This window comes from Gordonia namibiensis NBRC 108229 (assembly GCF_000298235.1).
Lineage (GTDB): Bacteria > Actinomycetota > Actinomycetes > Mycobacteriales > Mycobacteriaceae > Gordonia > Gordonia namibiensis.
Genome location: NZ_BAHE01000030.1, coordinates 1 through 15345, shown reverse-complemented (window position 1 = coordinate 15345; position 15345 = coordinate 1). Strand labels below are relative to the sequence as shown.

At 68.0% G+C, this 15345-nt stretch carries 15 protein-coding genes and 1 pseudogene; 15 read left to right on the top strand and 1 reads right to left on the bottom strand.

The window, feature by feature from the left end:
* Positions 1-36: 36 nt before the first annotated feature.
* From purN to GONAM_RS15795, 13 genes are all read left to right on the top strand, one after another.
* Positions 37-660 carry a phosphoribosylglycinamide formyltransferase gene (gene purN / locus GONAM_RS15855; RefSeq protein WP_040536718.1) on the top strand — a complete coding sequence of 208 codons (624 nt, stop codon included), beginning with the start codon at positions 37-39 and terminating at the stop codon, positions 658-660.
* The gene (purH, locus tag GONAM_RS15850) at positions 657-2231 is read left to right on the top strand and encodes a bifunctional phosphoribosylaminoimidazolecarboxamide formyltransferase/IMP cyclohydrolase (protein ID WP_006867773.1); all 1575 of its coding nucleotides are present in this window, start codon (positions 657-659) and stop codon (positions 2229-2231) included. Before purN ends, purH begins: the two co-directional genes overlap by 4 nt.
* Positions 2218-2961 carry a sulfite exporter TauE/SafE family protein gene (locus tag GONAM_RS15845; protein WP_083876435.1) on the top strand — a complete coding sequence of 248 codons (744 nt, stop codon included), beginning with the start codon at positions 2218-2220 and terminating at the stop codon, positions 2959-2961. The genes purH and GONAM_RS15845 overlap by 14 nt, the downstream gene beginning before the upstream one ends.
* 132 nt (positions 2962-3093) lie before the next feature.
* Entirely contained in the window at positions 3094-3963 is an 870-nt protein-coding gene (locus GONAM_RS15840) for an ABC transporter permease (RefSeq protein WP_006867771.1), read from the top strand.
* Positions 3964-3969: 6 nt separating this feature from the next.
* Positions 3970-5040 (top strand): taurine ABC transporter substrate-binding protein, encoded by a 1071-nt coding sequence (locus tag GONAM_RS15835; protein WP_040536714.1) that lies wholly within the window; start codon positions 3970-3972, stop codon positions 5038-5040.
* Positions 5021-5851, top strand: a complete 831-nt coding sequence (locus GONAM_RS15830; protein ID WP_006867769.1) for an ABC transporter ATP-binding protein — start codon at positions 5021-5023, stop codon at positions 5849-5851. Before GONAM_RS15835 ends, GONAM_RS15830 begins: the two co-directional genes overlap by 20 nt.
* A gap of 261 nt (positions 5852-6112) precedes the next feature.
* Entirely contained in the window at positions 6113-7021 is a 909-nt protein-coding gene (locus GONAM_RS15825; protein WP_006867768.1) for a TauD/TfdA dioxygenase family protein, read from the top strand.
* Positions 7022-7191: 170 nt separating this feature from the next.
* Positions 7192-7575, top strand: a complete 384-nt coding sequence (locus tag GONAM_RS15820) for an ArsR/SmtB family transcription factor (RefSeq protein ID WP_006867767.1) — start codon at positions 7192-7194, stop codon at positions 7573-7575.
* Positions 7572-8066 (top strand): SRPBCC domain-containing protein, encoded by a 495-nt coding sequence (locus tag GONAM_RS15815; RefSeq protein WP_006867766.1) that lies wholly within the window; start codon positions 7572-7574, stop codon positions 8064-8066. Before GONAM_RS15820 ends, GONAM_RS15815 begins: the two co-directional genes overlap by 4 nt.
* A gap of 3 nt (positions 8067-8069) precedes the next feature.
* Complete coding sequence (locus tag GONAM_RS15810; protein ID WP_006867765.1) at positions 8070-8645, top strand: maleylpyruvate isomerase family mycothiol-dependent enzyme; 576 nt, start codon at positions 8070-8072, stop codon at positions 8643-8645.
* 40 nt (positions 8646-8685) lie between these two features.
* Complete coding sequence (locus tag GONAM_RS15805; protein WP_006867764.1) at positions 8686-10131, top strand: sigma 54-interacting transcriptional regulator; 1446 nt, start codon at positions 8686-8688, stop codon at positions 10129-10131.
* Positions 10132-10142: 11 nt separating this feature from the next.
* Positions 10143-12146: a vWA domain-containing protein gene (locus GONAM_RS15800; RefSeq protein WP_006867763.1), complete on the top strand. Its 2004-nt coding sequence runs from the start codon at positions 10143-10145 to the stop codon at positions 12144-12146.
* A gap of 69 nt (positions 12147-12215) precedes the next feature.
* Entirely contained in the window at positions 12216-12854 is a 639-nt protein-coding gene (locus tag GONAM_RS15795) for a DUF1707 SHOCT-like domain-containing protein (protein ID WP_006867762.1), read from the top strand.
* A 24-nt stretch (positions 12855-12878) separates the two neighbouring features.
* Here GONAM_RS15795 and GONAM_RS15790 read toward each other — a convergent pair whose 3' ends face one another.
* Positions 12879-13814 carry an AEC family transporter gene (locus tag GONAM_RS15790; protein ID WP_006867761.1) on the bottom strand — a complete coding sequence of 312 codons (936 nt, stop codon included), beginning with the start codon at positions 13812-13814 and terminating at the stop codon, positions 12879-12881.
* Between the two features lie 61 nt (positions 13815-13875).
* Between GONAM_RS15790 and GONAM_RS15785 the strand changes: the two genes are divergently transcribed.
* Both GONAM_RS15785 and GONAM_RS22835 read left to right on the top strand, forming a co-directional pair.
* Positions 13876-14628: a DUF4190 domain-containing protein gene (locus GONAM_RS15785; protein ID WP_040536711.1), complete on the top strand. Its 753-nt coding sequence runs from the start codon at positions 13876-13878 to the stop codon at positions 14626-14628.
* Positions 14629-14776: 148 nt separating this feature from the next.
* Positions 14777-15345 (top strand): annotated as a pseudogene (locus tag GONAM_RS22835) (DUF4190 domain-containing protein); the annotation flags it as partial.

The window sequence follows — 15345 nt, the reverse complement described above, 5'->3', positions numbered from 1 at the left end:
ATTCCCGCTCGACGTGCTGCTATTAGGCTCGCAGGCGTGACATCTGAGACCGCGCCCGTACGAACACCCGTCGTGGTGATGGCGTCGGGTACCGGTTCTCTGCTCGAGTCGCTGCTCGCCCGCGCCGCCGCCGCCGACGCCCCGTTCACTGTCGCGGCCATCGTGGTCGACCGCGTCTGCCGGGCCCAGGAGATCGCGCAACGCAACGAGATCCCGCTGATCACCTGCCGCGTCGCCGACCACGCCGACCGTGCCGCGTGGGACGCCGCGCTCACCGAGGCGGTCGCCGCCGTCGATCCCGGCTGGGTGGTCACCGCGGGCTTCATGAAGATCCTGGGTCCCGCGTTCCTCGAACGCTTCGGTGGACGGATCGTCAACAGCCATCCGGCCCTGCTGCCGGCATTCCCCGGGGCACATGGTGTGCCCGAGGCACTCGACTACGGCGTCAAGGTCACCGGTGCGACCGTCCATCTCGTGGACGAAGGCGTCGACACCGGCCCGATCCTGGCGCAGCAGGTGGTCACGGTCGACGACGACGACACCGTCGACACCTTGCACGAACGCATCAAGACGGTCGAGCGCGTGTTGCTCGCCGAAGTGGTGACCGCACTGGTCGCCCGTGGAGTAGTCATCGATGGACGAAAGGCCCGCATCCCGTGAACGCACAGCCCGCTGACAGCGCCCGCCGACCCATTCGGCGCGCGCTGGTGAGTGTCTACGACAAGAGCGGCCTGGCCGATCTCGCGACCGCACTCCAGGCCGCCGGTGTGGAGATCGTCTCGACGGGATCGACCGCCAAGACCATCGCCGACGCCGGTGTCCCCGTCGTGGAGGTCTCGACGCTGACCGGCTTCCCCGAGTGCCTCGACGGCCGCGTGAAGACCCTGCACCCCAAGGTGCACGCCGGCATCCTCGCCGACACCCGTAAGGACGACCACGTCACGCAGCTCGCCGAGCTGGGCGTCGCCGCTTTCGATCTCGTCGTCGTGAACCTCTACCCGTTCACCGCGACCGTCGCCTCGGGCGCGACCCCCGACGAGTGCATCGAGCAGATCGACATCGGCGGCCCGTCGATGGTGCGCGGCGCGGCGAAGAACCACCCGTCGGTGGCCGTCGTGACCAGCCCCGCTGACTACGGACAGGTGACCGAGGCGATCTCGGCCGGCGGGTTCACCCTCGCCGACCGGAAGAAGCTGGCCGCCAAGGCGTTCCGCCACACCGCCGACTACGACGTGGCCGTCGCCTCGTGGATGTCGAGTGTCGTCGCACCCGAGGACGATTCGCAGTTCCCGATCTGGGCCGGTGCCACCTGGAACCGTTCGGCCGTCCTGCGTTACGGCGAGAACCCGCACCAGGCGGCCGCCCTCTATGTCGGCAACGCCGGGGAAGGTGGCCTCGCCACCGCCGAGCAGTTGCACGGCAAGGAGATGAGCTACAACAACTACACCGACGCCGACGCCGCATGGCGCGCCGCCTACGACTTCGAGGCCCCGGCGGTCGCGATCATCAAGCACGCCAACCCGTGTGGCATCGCGGTCGGCGCCGACATCGCCGACGCGCACCGCAAGGCCCACGCCTGCGATCCGGTCAGCGCCTACGGCGGCGTGATCGCGGCGAACCGCGAGATCACCGTCGAGATGGCCGAGCAGGTCGCCGAGATCTTCACCGAGGTCATCGTCGCGCCGGGATTCGCCGACGGCGCCCTCTCGGTCCTCACCCGTAAGAAGAACATCCGCGTGCTCGTCGCGACGCCGCCGTCGGCGACCGGGGTCGAGACCAAGCCGGTCTCGGGTGGTCTGCTGATCCAGCAGCGCGACGTCATCGACGCCGAGGGCGACAACCCGGAGAACTGGAACCTCGTCGCCGGCCCGCCGGCCGACGCCCAGACCCTCGCGGATCTCGAATTCGCCTGGCGCGCCTGCCGTTCGGTGAAGTCGAACGCCATCCTCCTGGCCTCCGACGGCGCCTCGGTCGGCGTCGGCATGGGTCAGGTCAACCGTGTCGACTCCGCTCACCTCGCCGTCCAGCGGGCCGGCGATCGCGCGGCCGGGTCCGTCGGTGCGTCGGATGCCTTCTTCCCGTTCCCGGACGGTCTGCAGGTGCTGCTGTCGGCGGGCGTCAAGGCGGTCGTGCAGCCGGGCGGGTCGATCCGTGACAACGAGGTCATCGAGGCGGCCAACGAGGCGGGCGTGACGCTCTACCTCACCGGGGCACGCCATTTCGCTCACTGATCTCGCACTACTGGTCGTCGCCGGCTTCGGCGCGGGCCTGATCGGATACATCACCGGGCTGGCGTCCATCGTCAGCTACCCCGCACTCCTCGCAGTCGGTCTCACCCCGATCGCGGCGAACGTGACCAACACGGTCGCACTCGTCGCGGTCGGGGTGGGCAGCACCGCCCAGTCGGGGAGGGCCCTGCTCGACGGCGACCGGCGCCGCCTCGTCATCGGGCTGATCGCAGCCCTGATCGGCGGGACCATCGGTGCCGTCCTGCTGCTCCTCACGCCCGCCGAGGCCTTCGAGGCGATGGTCCCGTTCCTGGTGGCCATCGCCGCCACAGCCCTACTCGTGCAACCGGTCCTGCGGCGGTGGGCGACCTCGCATGCCGAACGTCCGTGGGTGTTCATCGTCGGGCTGACGCTGATCTGCATCTACGGCGGCTATTTCGGCGCGGGCGCGGGCATCATGATCCTGGCCCTGATGCTGGTGGTCACCAGCGAGCCGCTCTGGCGTGCGGCACTGTCGAAGTCGTTGTTCCTCGGCGTCGCCAATGCGGTCGCCGCGGTCGGCTTCATGATCTTCGGGCCCGTCGACTGGTGGGCGGCTCTCGCGATGGCCATCGGCTGTCTGCTCGGCGGTTGGTGCGGACCACCGGTCGTCAAACGCCTGCCCGCCGGCCCGCTGCGGATCGTCGTCGGACTGTGCGGCCTCGGCCTCGCGGTGTGGCTCGCGGTCCGCTGAGCATCAGCTCGGGCCGGCCCCGGTTCGCGGCATGAAAGCACACCGAGACCGGAATTCGGCAATGCGGAAGCCTTTTTCCTCGCCGCGAGGATAACTCTGGTTCCGGACATGCCGGACGTCTAGACATGCACGGTGACTTTGTTCGTGGACATCGTTCCCGACGACGCGCCGGGGGGCCGTTCGGAACCGAAATCAGCTGGTGGATCGTCGCGTCTGCGTTCGATCGGCACCCGCGTCGGGCTGCCGTTGCTGTCGGTGCTCGTGTTCGGGATCGTCTGGCAGCTCGTGGCCGTCAGCGGCATCTGGAGCGAGACCTTCGTCCCGCGTCTGGGGACCGTGTGGCAGGCGTTCGTCGACATGTCGACGACGCACAACGGGATTCGCGGATACGCCGACTACTACTGGTGGGAACACCTGTACATGACGCTGCGCCGCGTCCTCGCGGGTGTGGTGATCGGAGTCGTCCTCGGTGTCCTGCTCGGGTTGGCGATGGGGACAGTCGGCTGGTTGCGGCGTCTCCTCGAGCCGTGGCTGACGTTCCTGCGGGCGTTGCCGCCGCTGGCCTACTTCTTCCTGCTCGTCATCTGGCTCGGCATCGACGAGGCGCCCAAGATCACCCTGCTCGCCCTCGCCGCGCTGCCGCCCGCGGCCGTCGCCACGACCGCCGCGGTCTCCGCAGCACCTGTGGCCCTGATCGAGGCCGCACGTGCGCTCGGGGCCTCCCGGGCCGAGGTGATCCGTGACGTCGTCGTTCCGTCGGCACTTCCCGAGACCTTCACCGGCATACGGCTTTCGGTCGGCATCGCCTATTCGTCGGTGGTGGCCGCCGAACTGTTCAACGGCATTCCCGGAATCGGTGGCGTGGTCAAAGACGCCAGCAACTACAACAACACCCCCGTCGTCCTGGTCGGCATCATCGCCATCGGTCTGTCCGGACTGATCATCGACGGGCTCCTTCGAACAATCGAGCACCGAGTGGTGCCCTGGCGCGGAAAGGTCTGACACGCAATGACAATCAACTCAACGAGGGCGAGCAACCGTAGGGGAGCCCGTTCGGTGAGCGCCCTCCTCGGCGTGCTGGCAGCAGTGATGCTCGTGCTCGCCGGGTGCTCGGTGGACAACTCCGAGGACAGCAGCAAGCCGACGATCCGTCTCGCCTACCAGTCGTTTCCGAGCGGCGACCTGATCGTCAAGAACAACGGCTGGCTCGAAGAAGCACTGCCCGACTACAACATCAAGTGGACCAAGTTCGACTCCGGCGCCGACATCAACACCGCCTTCGTCGCCAAGGAGCTCGACTTCGGCGCGATCGGTTCGAGCCCGGTGGCCCGCGGCCTGTCCGCACCGCTGAACATCCCCTACCAGGTCGTCTTCGTGCTCGACGTCGCCGGCGACAACGAGGCGCTCGTGGCCCGCAACGGCACCAGCATCAACACCGTCGCCGATCTGAAGGGCAAGCGCGTCGCCACAGCCTTCGCGTCGACCGCGCACTACAGCCTGCTCGCCGCGTTGAACCAGGCCGGCGTGAACCCCAAGGACGTCGACCTGATCGACCTGCAACCGCAGGCCTCGCTGGCTGCCTGGCAGCGCGGCGACGTCGACGCGGTCTACACCTGGCTGCCCACGCTCGACGAACTGCGCAAGGACGGCACGACGATCATCGCCAGCCGCCAGCTCGCCACCGCGGGCAAGCCGACGCTCGACCTCGGCGTCGTCTCGACGGAGTTCGCCGACGCCCATCCGGAGGTCGTCGACACCTGGCGCAAGGTCCAGGCGCGCGCCCTCACCCTGATCAAGGACGATCCGAATGCCGCCGCCGATGCGGTTGCCGCGCAGCTCAACACGACACCCGAGGATGCGGCCGACCAACTGAAGCAGGGCACCTACCTGACGGTCGCCGAACTCACCTCGCCGACCTGGCTCGGCACCGAGGGCAACCCGGGCAACCTCGCCGAGAACCTGCACAGTGCCGCCGAGTTCCTCGCCGAGCAGCAGCAGATCCCATCGGCGCCGCCGCTGAAGACCTTCCAGGACGCCATCTACACCAAGGGCCTGCCGGGTGTCGTCGAACAGCAGTAGCCAGGTCGTCGAGGCCGGCCGTCTCGGGGCGTCGGACACCGACCTGACCGGATCGATCAGTCTGCGCGACGTCACGCAGACCTACGGCTCCGGGGCCGACGCGGTCACCGCCGTCGGTCCGGTCGACCTCGAGGTGCCGCCGGGCGAGTTCCTCGTCCTAGTCGGGGCTTCGGGATGCGGGAAGTCGACGCTGCTCCGGTTGATCGCGGGCTTCGAGCCCGCGACCTCCGGGCAGGTCGAGGTGTCCGGGGGAGCGCCCGTCCCGGGCGTCACCGCGGGCGTCGTCTTCCAGCAACCCCGGTTGTTCCCGTGGCGGACCGTCGGCGGCAACGTCGACCTCGCACTCAAGTACGCGCGAATCCCCAAGGCGGAACGTGCGGCTCGTCGTGACGAGTTGCTGCATCGCGTGGGGCTCGACGACACCGCGAACCGGAAGATCTGGGAGATCTCGGGTGGGCAGCAGCAACGTGTCGCCATCGCGCGGGCACTGGCCGCCGAGACATCGCTGCTGTTGCTGGACGAACCGTTCGCTGCGCTCGACGCCTTGACGCGCGAACGGCTGCAGGAGGATCTGCGAGCGGTGAGCACGGATTCGGGACGGACCAACGTGTTCGTCACCCACAGTGCCGACGAGGCAGCCTTTCTCGGCAGCCGGATCGTCGTGCTCAGCCGGCGGCCGGGGCAGGTGGCCCTCGACCTGGCCTCGCCGCTGCCGCGGACCGGGGCGACGCCGGAGGAGCTCCGGGGCTCGCCCGAGTACGCCGCGCTGCGCGCCGAGGTGAGCGCCGCGGTCAAGAGGGCGGCGGTCTAGGAGTTGTTTTTCTCACCCTGGGCCGAACCCTGTCCGAGCGGGTGACGGGGGATTAGAAAGTACGGGTGTCCGTTTCCGCGCCGTCCGCCCCGCAGCACGACTGCTCGTCGAGCATGTCGTGTATCGGGCCGGCGGACGGAACGGAGTCGATGCGTCTGATGACGGTCCACTCGATGAACTGGTCCGACGGATCCCACCACGGATCCCCGCCGGCGGCTGTCGCTCCTCGCCACTCCCAGTCATCCTCGAGAAGGAACCCTCATGACCATCTCCCATCCCGTTTCTGACGTCCGCGCATCCGCTCCGGCCGGCGGCATCGTCTCCTCGGGCGTCGAGCTCGACGTCGACGAGTTCGGCCCCAGCTTCGGTGCCGAGATCCGCGGCCTCGACGTCGCGACGGCCTCCGACGACGAGGTGCGGGCCATCCGTCAGGCGCTGATCGACTACAAGGTCATCGTGCTGCGGAACCAGAATCTCGACGATGCGTCGCACATCGAGTTCGGAAACCGGCTGGGCGACCTCACCTTCGGGCATCCGGTGTGGGACAGCGGGGACGTGCCCGACGAGGTCTACGAACTCGACAGTGCCGACAACGGATTCGCCGACGTGTGGCACACCGACGTGACCTTCATGCCGCGTCCGCCGATGGGTTCGATCCTGCGTCCGGTCGTGCTGCCGCGCAACGGCGGCGACACCAACTGGGCCGATGCAGAACTCGCGTATCTGTCTCTGTCCGAGCCGATCCGGCGCCTCGTCGACGGGCTGACCGCCGTGCACGACGGCAACCGCGAATTCGGTTACTACCTCAAGCAGCGCCGGGACGGACGCGGAAACACCTGGGACGGCAAGGAAGTCACCGAGCTCGTGCCAGTGAGTCATCCGGTGGTGCGGGTGCATCCGGAGACCGGCCGCAAGTCGCTGTTCGTCAACCCGGGTTTCACCTCCCACATCGAGGGCGTCTCGGAGGCCGAGAGCCGTGGCATCCTCGACCTGCTCTACGCGCACATCACCAAGCCCGAGCACATCGTTCGCCACCGCTGGCGTCTCGGTGACCTGGTGCTGTGGGACAACCGCAACACCCTGCACTACGCCAACCGCGATTACGGCGACAACCGCCGGGTCATGCACCGCATCACGCTGCGCGGGGACGCGCCCGTCGGACCTGCCTGAGCCGGCTACCCGAGCCGAACGCCGACTCGAGATCCCGCTGCTGTTCTGCCCGCTGAACGGGCCGAACCGGCAGCGGGATTTTTTCTTGCCTCGTATTCAACCAAAGGGTTGACAATGGTTCCGGGCGGGTGCATCGTTGTATTCAACCAATCGGTTGAGGAGGACGTGGAATGACAGACGAGCTGTCCAAGGTGTTCGCCGCACTCGCGGACCCCACCCGACGCGACATGGTTGCGCGACTGGCGGTGTCCGACGCGACGGTCTCCCAGCTCGCCGAACCGTACGACGTCAGCATCCAGGCGGTCTCCAAGCATCTGAAAGTGCTCGAGGACGCCGGCCTGGTCACCCGAACCCGGGAGGCCCAGAAACGTCCGGTCCATCTGGAAGCTGAGGTGTTCGACCTCATGACCAAGTGGATCGAGCGATACCGGCAGCGGGCGGAGAAGCGCTACCAGCGCCTCGACGCACTGCTCGCGGAGATGAACGACGGCCCCGAGGCGGAACGTCCCGAGGTCGAGGACGAGAACACAACCAGGAAAGGAAAGGCGTCATGAGCACCACCGCAACCCGCTACCCCGAGGCCGCGATCGAAGCCGACAAGGAGGTGCCGATCATCCGGATCACCCGCGACTTCCGCGGCACCCCGGCCCAACTCGTCAAGCTGCACACCGACCCCGAGCTGTTCGTCCGCTGGAACGGTCCGGATTCGGTCTCCAGCCGGATCGTCGAATGGGATGCCCGCGACGGTGGCGCCTGGCGATATGTGTCGACCCACGAGGGGCAGGACCACGAGTTCCGCGGCTGTTTCCACACCATCGGCGAGGACAAGATCGTGCAGACCTTCACCTGGATGGGGATGCCGGATCAGGTGTCGCTGGAGACCATGTGGTTCGAGGATCTCGGCGACGGCACCACCCGCCTGCACGCCCAGTCCCTGTGCGACAACTTCGCGGACCGCGACGCCTGGCTCTCGTCGGGGATGGAGGTCGGCGTCAACGAGGGGTACGCCGCCCTCGACAAGTTGCTCGAGTCCGGCGAGGTCTGAACCATGTCGCTGACCGGACTCGACCCCGCCGACCGGCATCGAGAAGTCGCGGCCGGCTTCGCCGACGTGATCGCCGGCGTCTCCGACTGGGATGCCCCGACACCGGTCGACGGGTGGGCGACACGTGATGTCGTGGCCCACCTCGTCGACTGGTCCACCGGGTTCCTCGACGCCGGCGGTGTGCGGTTGCCGGGAGGACCTGCGGTCGCGGACGATGCCGCGGGCGCATGGTCGGCGCATGCCGCAGCCGTGCAGGATCTCCTCGACGGCCCGTCGGCGCAGGAGACGTTCACCCACCCGATGGCGGGGGAGCACCGCCTCGCCGACGCGATCGACCGGTTCTACACCGCGGACGTGTACATGCACTCCTGGGATCTCGCCCGGTCGCAGGGCGTCACCCCGGACCTCGACCCCGGCTACGCCAGGGTGCTGCTCGACGGGATGATCCCCATCGACGAACTGCTGCGGAACTCGGGCCAGTACGGACCCCGGGTCGAGGTGCCGGCCGACGCCGACGCCGTCAGCCGCCTGATGGGGTTCATCGGCCGAGACCCGGGGTGGTCGCCTTCTCTCGGCTGACCCCCGTACGCCACGCACGCACATCACAACTCGGAGTAGCGTGGATCACGTGCCAGAGGACAATTTCACCACCCATGGTTCTCAGTCGACCGAAACCCGCCACCCGTCACCCCGCACCCTGGGTGAACTGCGTGCCAGCGGCCACGTGCAGCGCAGCGTGCGCGACGAGATCCGCAACAATCTGCTGACCGCTCTCCGCGAGGGCCGCGACCCCTGGCCGGGGATCGTCGGCTTCGAGGCCACCGTCATCCCGCAGCTCGAACGTGCGCTCATCGCCGGCCACGACGTCGTGATGCTCGGCGAGCGCGGCCAGGGCAAGACCCGCATCCTGCGCACCCTCGTCGGACTCCTCGACGAGTGGACGCCGGTGATCGCCGGCTCCGAGCTCGGCGAGCACCCGTACGAGCCGATCACCCCGGCGTCGATCCGCAAGGCCGCCAACCTGCTCGACGATCTGCCCATCGAGTGGCGACACCGTTCGCAGCGGTACAGCGAGAAGCTGGCCACCCCGGACACCTCGGTGGCCGACCTCGTCGGCGACATCGACCCCATGAAGGTGGCCGAGGGTCGCAGTCTGGGTGATCCGGAGACCATCCACTTCGGCCTCATCCCGCGCGCGCATCGCGGCATCGTCGCGATCAACGAGCTCCCGGACCTCGCCGAGCGCATCCAGGTGTCGATGCTCAACGTGATGGAGGAGCGCGACATCCAGGTCCGCGGCTACACGCTGCGGCTGCCGCTCGACGTGCTCGTGATGGCGAGCGCGAACCCGGAGGACTACACCAACCGCGGACGCATCATCACTCCGCTGAAGGACCGCTTCGGCGCCGAGATCCGTACGCACTACCCGCTCGAACTCGACGACGAGGTCGCCGTCATCGAGCAGGAGGCCGACCTCACCGCGAGCGTCCCGACCTTCATCACCGAGATCCTGGCACGCTTCACCCGATACGCCCGCGACCATCCGTCCATCGACCAGCGGTCGGGTGTTTCCGCGCGGTTCTCGATCGCGGCGGCCGAAACCGTTGCCGCAGCGGCACTTCACCGCGCGGCGGTCACCGGCGAGGAGCAGGCTGTCGCGCGCGTCGTCGACCTCGAGTCGGTGGTCGAGGTGTTGCGCGGCAAGATCGAGTTCGAGTCCGGCGAGGAGGGACGCGAACTGGAGATCCTCGAGCACCTCATGCGCAAGTCCGTCGCCGACACCGTCCGCGCGCATCTCGGCGGGATCGACATGGCAGCGCTCGTCGACGCGCTGGAGAACGGTGAACCGGTCGTGACCGGCGACCGTGTCCGGGCCGGCGATTTCCTGGGTTCGATCCCGTCCCCGGAGACCACCGGCGCCGTGCTCGACGCGATCGCCGAGCGTCTCGACGCCGACATCGAGGGCGAGCGGGCGAGTGCCGTCGAACTGGCACTCGAGGGTCTGTTCCTGGCGCGTCGAATCGGCAAGGAAGCCGACGAGGCCGGCCAGACCATCTACGGCTGAGGGAGAACACATTGGCGCGCAAGAGCTTCCATCGTTCGCGCTACCAGCGGTACACCGGCGGGCCCGATCCGCTCGCCCCGCCGGTCGACCTGCGCGAGGCGCTGGAGACGATCGGCGACGACGTCATGGCCGGCGCGTCGCCGCAGCGTGCCCTCCGGGAGTTGCTGCGCCGCGGCACGCCGAACATGCGCGGCCTCGACAAGCTCCGGGAACAGGTCAACCGGCGTCGGCAGGAACTGCTGAAGAAGCGCAACCTCGACGGCACGTTCGCCGAGATCCGCGAACTGCTCGACCGCGCCGTCCTCGAGGAGCGCAAGCAACTCGCCCGCGATCTCGACGACGATGCACGTTTCGCGGAGATGCAGATCGGCAGCCTCCCGCCGTCGACGGCGCAGGCCGTCGAAGAGCTGTCGGAGTACAACTGGCGCAGCCCACAGGCCCGGGAGGACTACGAGAAGATCAAGGATCTCCTCGGCCGCGAGCTGCTCGACCAGCGGTTCGCCGGCATGAAGGAGGCGCTCGAAGGTGCCACCGAGGCCGACCGGCAACGGATCTCGGACATGCTCAAGGACCTCAACGAGCTGCTCGAGGCGCACAACCGCGGCGAGGACACGTCGGAGAAGTTCGACGAGTTCATGGACTCCCACGGGGATTTCTTCCCGGAGAACCCGCGCAACACCGAGGAACTCATCGACTCGCTGGCACAACGTGCCGCGGCGGCCCAGCAGTTCTACAACTCGCTGACCCCGGAGCAACAGGCCGAGCTGGATCAGCTGGCGCAGCAGGCCTTCGGGTCGCCGGACCTCATGAGTCAACTCGCGCAGATGGATTCGCAGCTGCGCGCGGCGCGACCGGGGCTCGACTGGGACAACGCGCAGTCGTTCTCCGGAGACCAGCCGATGGGACTCGGAGAAGGTGCCGCGGCTCTGCGCGACATCTCGGAACTCGAAGCGTTGTCCGAGCAGCTGTCCCAGCAATACGCGGGCGCCCAGATGGACGACATCGACCTCGACGCTCTCGCCCGCCAGCTCGGCGACGAGGCCGCCGTCGACGCACGGATGCTCGCCGAGCTCGAGAAGGCGTTGTCGGAGCAGGGCTTCTTCGATCGGACCGCCGACGGTCAGCTTCGCCTGAGCCCCAAAGCGATGCGTCAGCTCGGTCAGTCGATCTTCCGCGACATCGCCGAGCAGCTGTCGGGGCGTCGCGGCGACCGACAGACGCGGCAGACCGGGCTCCTCGGTGAACCGACCGGGGCAAGCCGGGAGTGGGAGTTCGGCGACACCGACCCGTGGGACGTCACCCGCACGGTGTCGAATGCGGTGTTGCGCACCGTCTCCGAGACCACCGAGCCGTCGCTCGCGACCACGGAGATGGCGCGCTCAGGTGTGCGGATCGACGTGCGCGACGTCGAGGTGGCCGAGACGGAGAGCCGCACGCAGGCGGCGGTCGTGCTCCTCGTCGACACCTCGTTCTCCATGGAGATGGAGGGTCGCTGGACGCCGATGAAGCGCACCGCGATCGCGTTGAACCATCTGATCTCCACTCGGTTCCGCAGCGACGAACTACATCTCATCGCTTTCGGTCGCTACGCGCGCTCCATCGACATCGCCGAACTGACCGGCTTGCAACCGCGTATGGAGCAGGGCACCAACCTGCATCACGCCCTGCTGCTCGCGCAGCGACACCTGCGTCGCTTCCCGAACGCACAGCCGGTGGTCCTGGTGGTCACCGACGGTGAACCCACCGCCCACCTCGACCCCAGCGGCGAACCGTTCTTCTTCTATCCGCCGCACCCGCAGACGATCGCGTTGACGGTGCGCGAACTCGACCATGTCGCCCGACTCGGCGCACAGGTCACGTTCTTCCGCCTCGGCGAGGACCCCGGCCTGGCCCACTTCATGGATCAGATCGCTCGCCGAATCGGTGGTCGCGTCGTCGCCCCCGACGTCGACGGTCTCGGTGCCGCGGTGGTCGGTGACTACCTGAAGTCGCGGAAAGGTCGTCGCCGCGGCTGATCGTCGGGGTCGGCTCAGGGTGGAAATCAGGGTGGTCGGACCGCGGTGTGGCCACTAGGGTTTCCTGATGTGACCTCCTCCGGCGATCTACCCGTACCCGACGATCGACGGGCGCGTCTGCGTGCTGCCGACGCCGATCGGGAACTGGTACACGAAATCCTGTCCGCAGCCATGGCCCACGGCAGCCTCTCCCTCGTCGAATACGAGGAGCGCGCGGGAAAAGCGGTGATGGCCAAGACCTTCGGTGATCTCGACGAGCTGACCGACGACCTCCCCGTCGCACAGCTCGGCGTCGCGATGCCGGCGTCGTCGATGTCGCCGGGCCCGCGGGTGACCGGCGGGAGCTCCGACACCGCGGTGCGTCATCGACTGGCGATCATGTCGGGCAGCGAGCTCTCGGGGACCGCGGTGGTCGCCGACGCCCTCACCGCCACGGCGATCATGGGTGGCGTCGAGATCGACCTGCGCGAGGTCGAGTTCACCGCACCCGTTCTCACCATCGAATGCGTCGTGATCATGGGCGGCGTCGAGGTGAAGGTTCCCGAAGGCGTGACCGTCGAGGTCGGCGGACTGGGGATCATGGGCGGTTTCGGCGGTAAGTCGCATAAGTCGCCGCGCCCGGGCGCACCTGTCGTGCGCGTGACCGGGTTCGCGCTGATGGGCGGCGTCGAGGTGAAGGTCGTGCCGCGCGAACATCCTGACGCGTGAGGTGCCGTCCGGCGCGGCAGGACCTCAGGCGAGCAGTAGAGCGATGACGGCGATCGCCGGGATCGATGCGAGTGTGGTGATCAGCGCGGTGTCCCGGGCGATGATCTGTCCCCGCCGGTAGCGGGTGGCGTAGACGAGGACGTTCTGGGCCGTCGGCAGCGCGGCGATCACGACCTGGGCGAACAGCGCCTCACCCGTCTGGCCGAAACCCCATTTCGCGATCGCGTACACGGTCAGCGGCATCACGATCATCTTCAGAACTGCGGCGAGTGCGATGTCGCGGCGCGGACTCTCACCCTTCTTGAACACCTGGACGCCGGTGAGCGACATCCCGAAAGCCAGCAGCGCCGCCGGCACCGATGCGTCGCCGAGCATCTTCAGCGGCGACATCACGGCCGCCGGCGGCATCAGCCCGAGCACCGACACGATCAGTCCGGCGATCCCGCCGACCACGATCGGGTTGGTCATCGGGGCGATCAGCGAATTGCGGACGAGGGAACGGCCAGCAGTGGGTTCGAGGGCGGTGAGATCGAGCGTCACCAACGCGATCGGCGACAGGATGAGGATCTGGAACATCAGCAGCGGGGCGATGAACGACGCGTCGTCGAGGACGAAGATCGCGATCGGCAGGCCGAGATTGACGCTGTTCACATACGACGACGCGAGCGATCCGATGACGAGTTCCGGCACGGGTCGTCGTAGCCACAGCTTGGCGATGACGAGATAGATGCCCGCGATGAGAAACGCGCTACCGCCGGCGATGACCAGCGTCGAGGAGAAGATCACCGACAGGTCCGAGGTGACCAGCGAATGGAACAGCAGTGCCGGAGTGAAGACGAAGAACACCAGGCGGGACAGGACCTCATGCGCGTGGTCGCCGATCACGTGCGTCCGACCGAGCAGATAGCCGACCCCGACTACTATGAAGATCACCGTGAAGCCGGAGATGACGCCAGACACCGCTCGAGTCTATTCATTAGGGTGAGGAACGGATTTATCGGATCGAACGAGGGGGTTGCGGGTGTCATATCCACCAGGACAGGGATCGGGCCAGGGCCAGGACGACTGGGGGACGGTGCCGGGTTCCGGATCCTCGGGAGGATCGCAGCCCGGAGGATCGGGTCCGAACCTCAGCAAGGGTGATCAGGGGCAGAGCTCCCCGGACTACGCCCCGACCGAGTTCGCGCAGACCTACCAGCCGGGCCCTTCGTCGGATCCGCAGGGCCAGAATCCCTACGGCCAGAATCCGTATGGGCAGAACCCCTACGGGCAGAACCCGTATGAGCAGAACCCGTACGGTCAGCCTCAGGGCCAGGACCCGTACAACCCGAATCCGTACGGCCAGCCGCCGGGTGCGAACTACGGCCAGTACGGCGATCCGTACCAGGCGGGGCAGGTGCCCGCCTACGGGTCGGCCTCGTACGGCGCCCAGAATCCCTATGGCGCTGCACCTTACGGCGGATACGGCTACGGGGCCCCGCAGACGTCCACCAACGGCAAGGCGATCGGCGCGCTGATCTGCGGCATCGTCGCCCTGGTGATGCTCGCCGCCTGCTTCCCGCTGGCGCTGCCGCTCGGCATCGCGGGCGTCGTCCTCGGGTTCATGGCTCGGCGCGAGGTCGAGCAGTCGGCAGGAACCCAGACCGGCACCGGTATGGGACTGGCCGGGATCATCACCGGCGGGTTGGGAATCCTGGGTGCGATCGTGTGGGTCGTGCTCTTCGTCATCCTGATCGCCGCCGGCAACTCGATGGACTCCGTCTACTACTACTGAACGAATTTCGGACCGATCCGAGCCTGCGTTCGTCGACTTCTGCCCAGTTCGAGGCGTTTTCTCACTATTCTGTGACCTGCGCAGCCATCGCGGCTGCGAACGAACGATCCTCGCGCCGCGACGACGCACGGCTTGTGAAAGGCATCTGATGTCGAACCCGACCGGAGGCGGGGATCCACAGGATCCGTCCTCCACTCCCCAGTCCCAGTCGGATCAGGTGCCGCCGGGTTCGGCACCCGGTTCGAACCAGTCCCCGTACGAGCCGACGCAGAAGGTGTCCCGGGCGGAACTCCTCGGCCAGTCCGACGAAACCGGCTCGGAGGAGACCACCGAACCGGTGCAGCCGACCCCGAGCATGACCACGCCTTTGACCTCCACGCCGGGCGCCGGTCCGGAAGGTACCGAGGTCGCGCCGTCGCACAGCCCTGCCGACGGTGTCACCCGCGTCATCAGCACCACGGGCGGACCCGGTCAGACACCTCCCGCTCCGCCCGCGTCCGCCGCACCGCCTGGTCCGGCGCCGTCGGGGTACGACTCGACCCGCGTCATCTCGACGCGGCCGCCGGGTGGGCCCGCCGGACCCGGTGGACCTGCCGGACCGGGTGGCCCACCGCAGCCGGGTTACGGCCCGCCGCCGGGATATGGGCAGCAGGGTTACGGACAGCCGGGTCCCGGGCAGCCAGGGCCCGGACAGCCAGGGCCGCCGCCCGGATACGG

Excerpts from the sequence above, each read along its gene's own strand:
- GONAM_RS15810 (WP_006867765.1), top strand. The coding sequence starts at position 8,070 with ATGTCGCTGACCGGACTCGACCCCGCCGACCGGCATCGAGAAGTCGCG.
- GONAM_RS15815 (WP_006867766.1), top strand. The coding sequence starts at position 7,572 with ATGAGCACCACCGCAACCCGCTACCCCGAGGCCGCGATCGAAGCCGAC.
- GONAM_RS15820 (WP_006867767.1), top strand. The coding sequence starts at position 7,192 with ATGACAGACGAGCTGTCCAAGGTGTTCGCCGCACTCGCGGACCCCACC.
- GONAM_RS15835 (WP_040536714.1), top strand. The coding sequence starts at position 3,970 with ATGACAATCAACTCAACGAGGGCGAGCAACCGTAGGGGAGCCCGTTCG.
- GONAM_RS15825 (WP_006867768.1), top strand. The coding sequence starts at position 6,113 with ATGACCATCTCCCATCCCGTTTCTGACGTCCGCGCATCCGCTCCGGCC.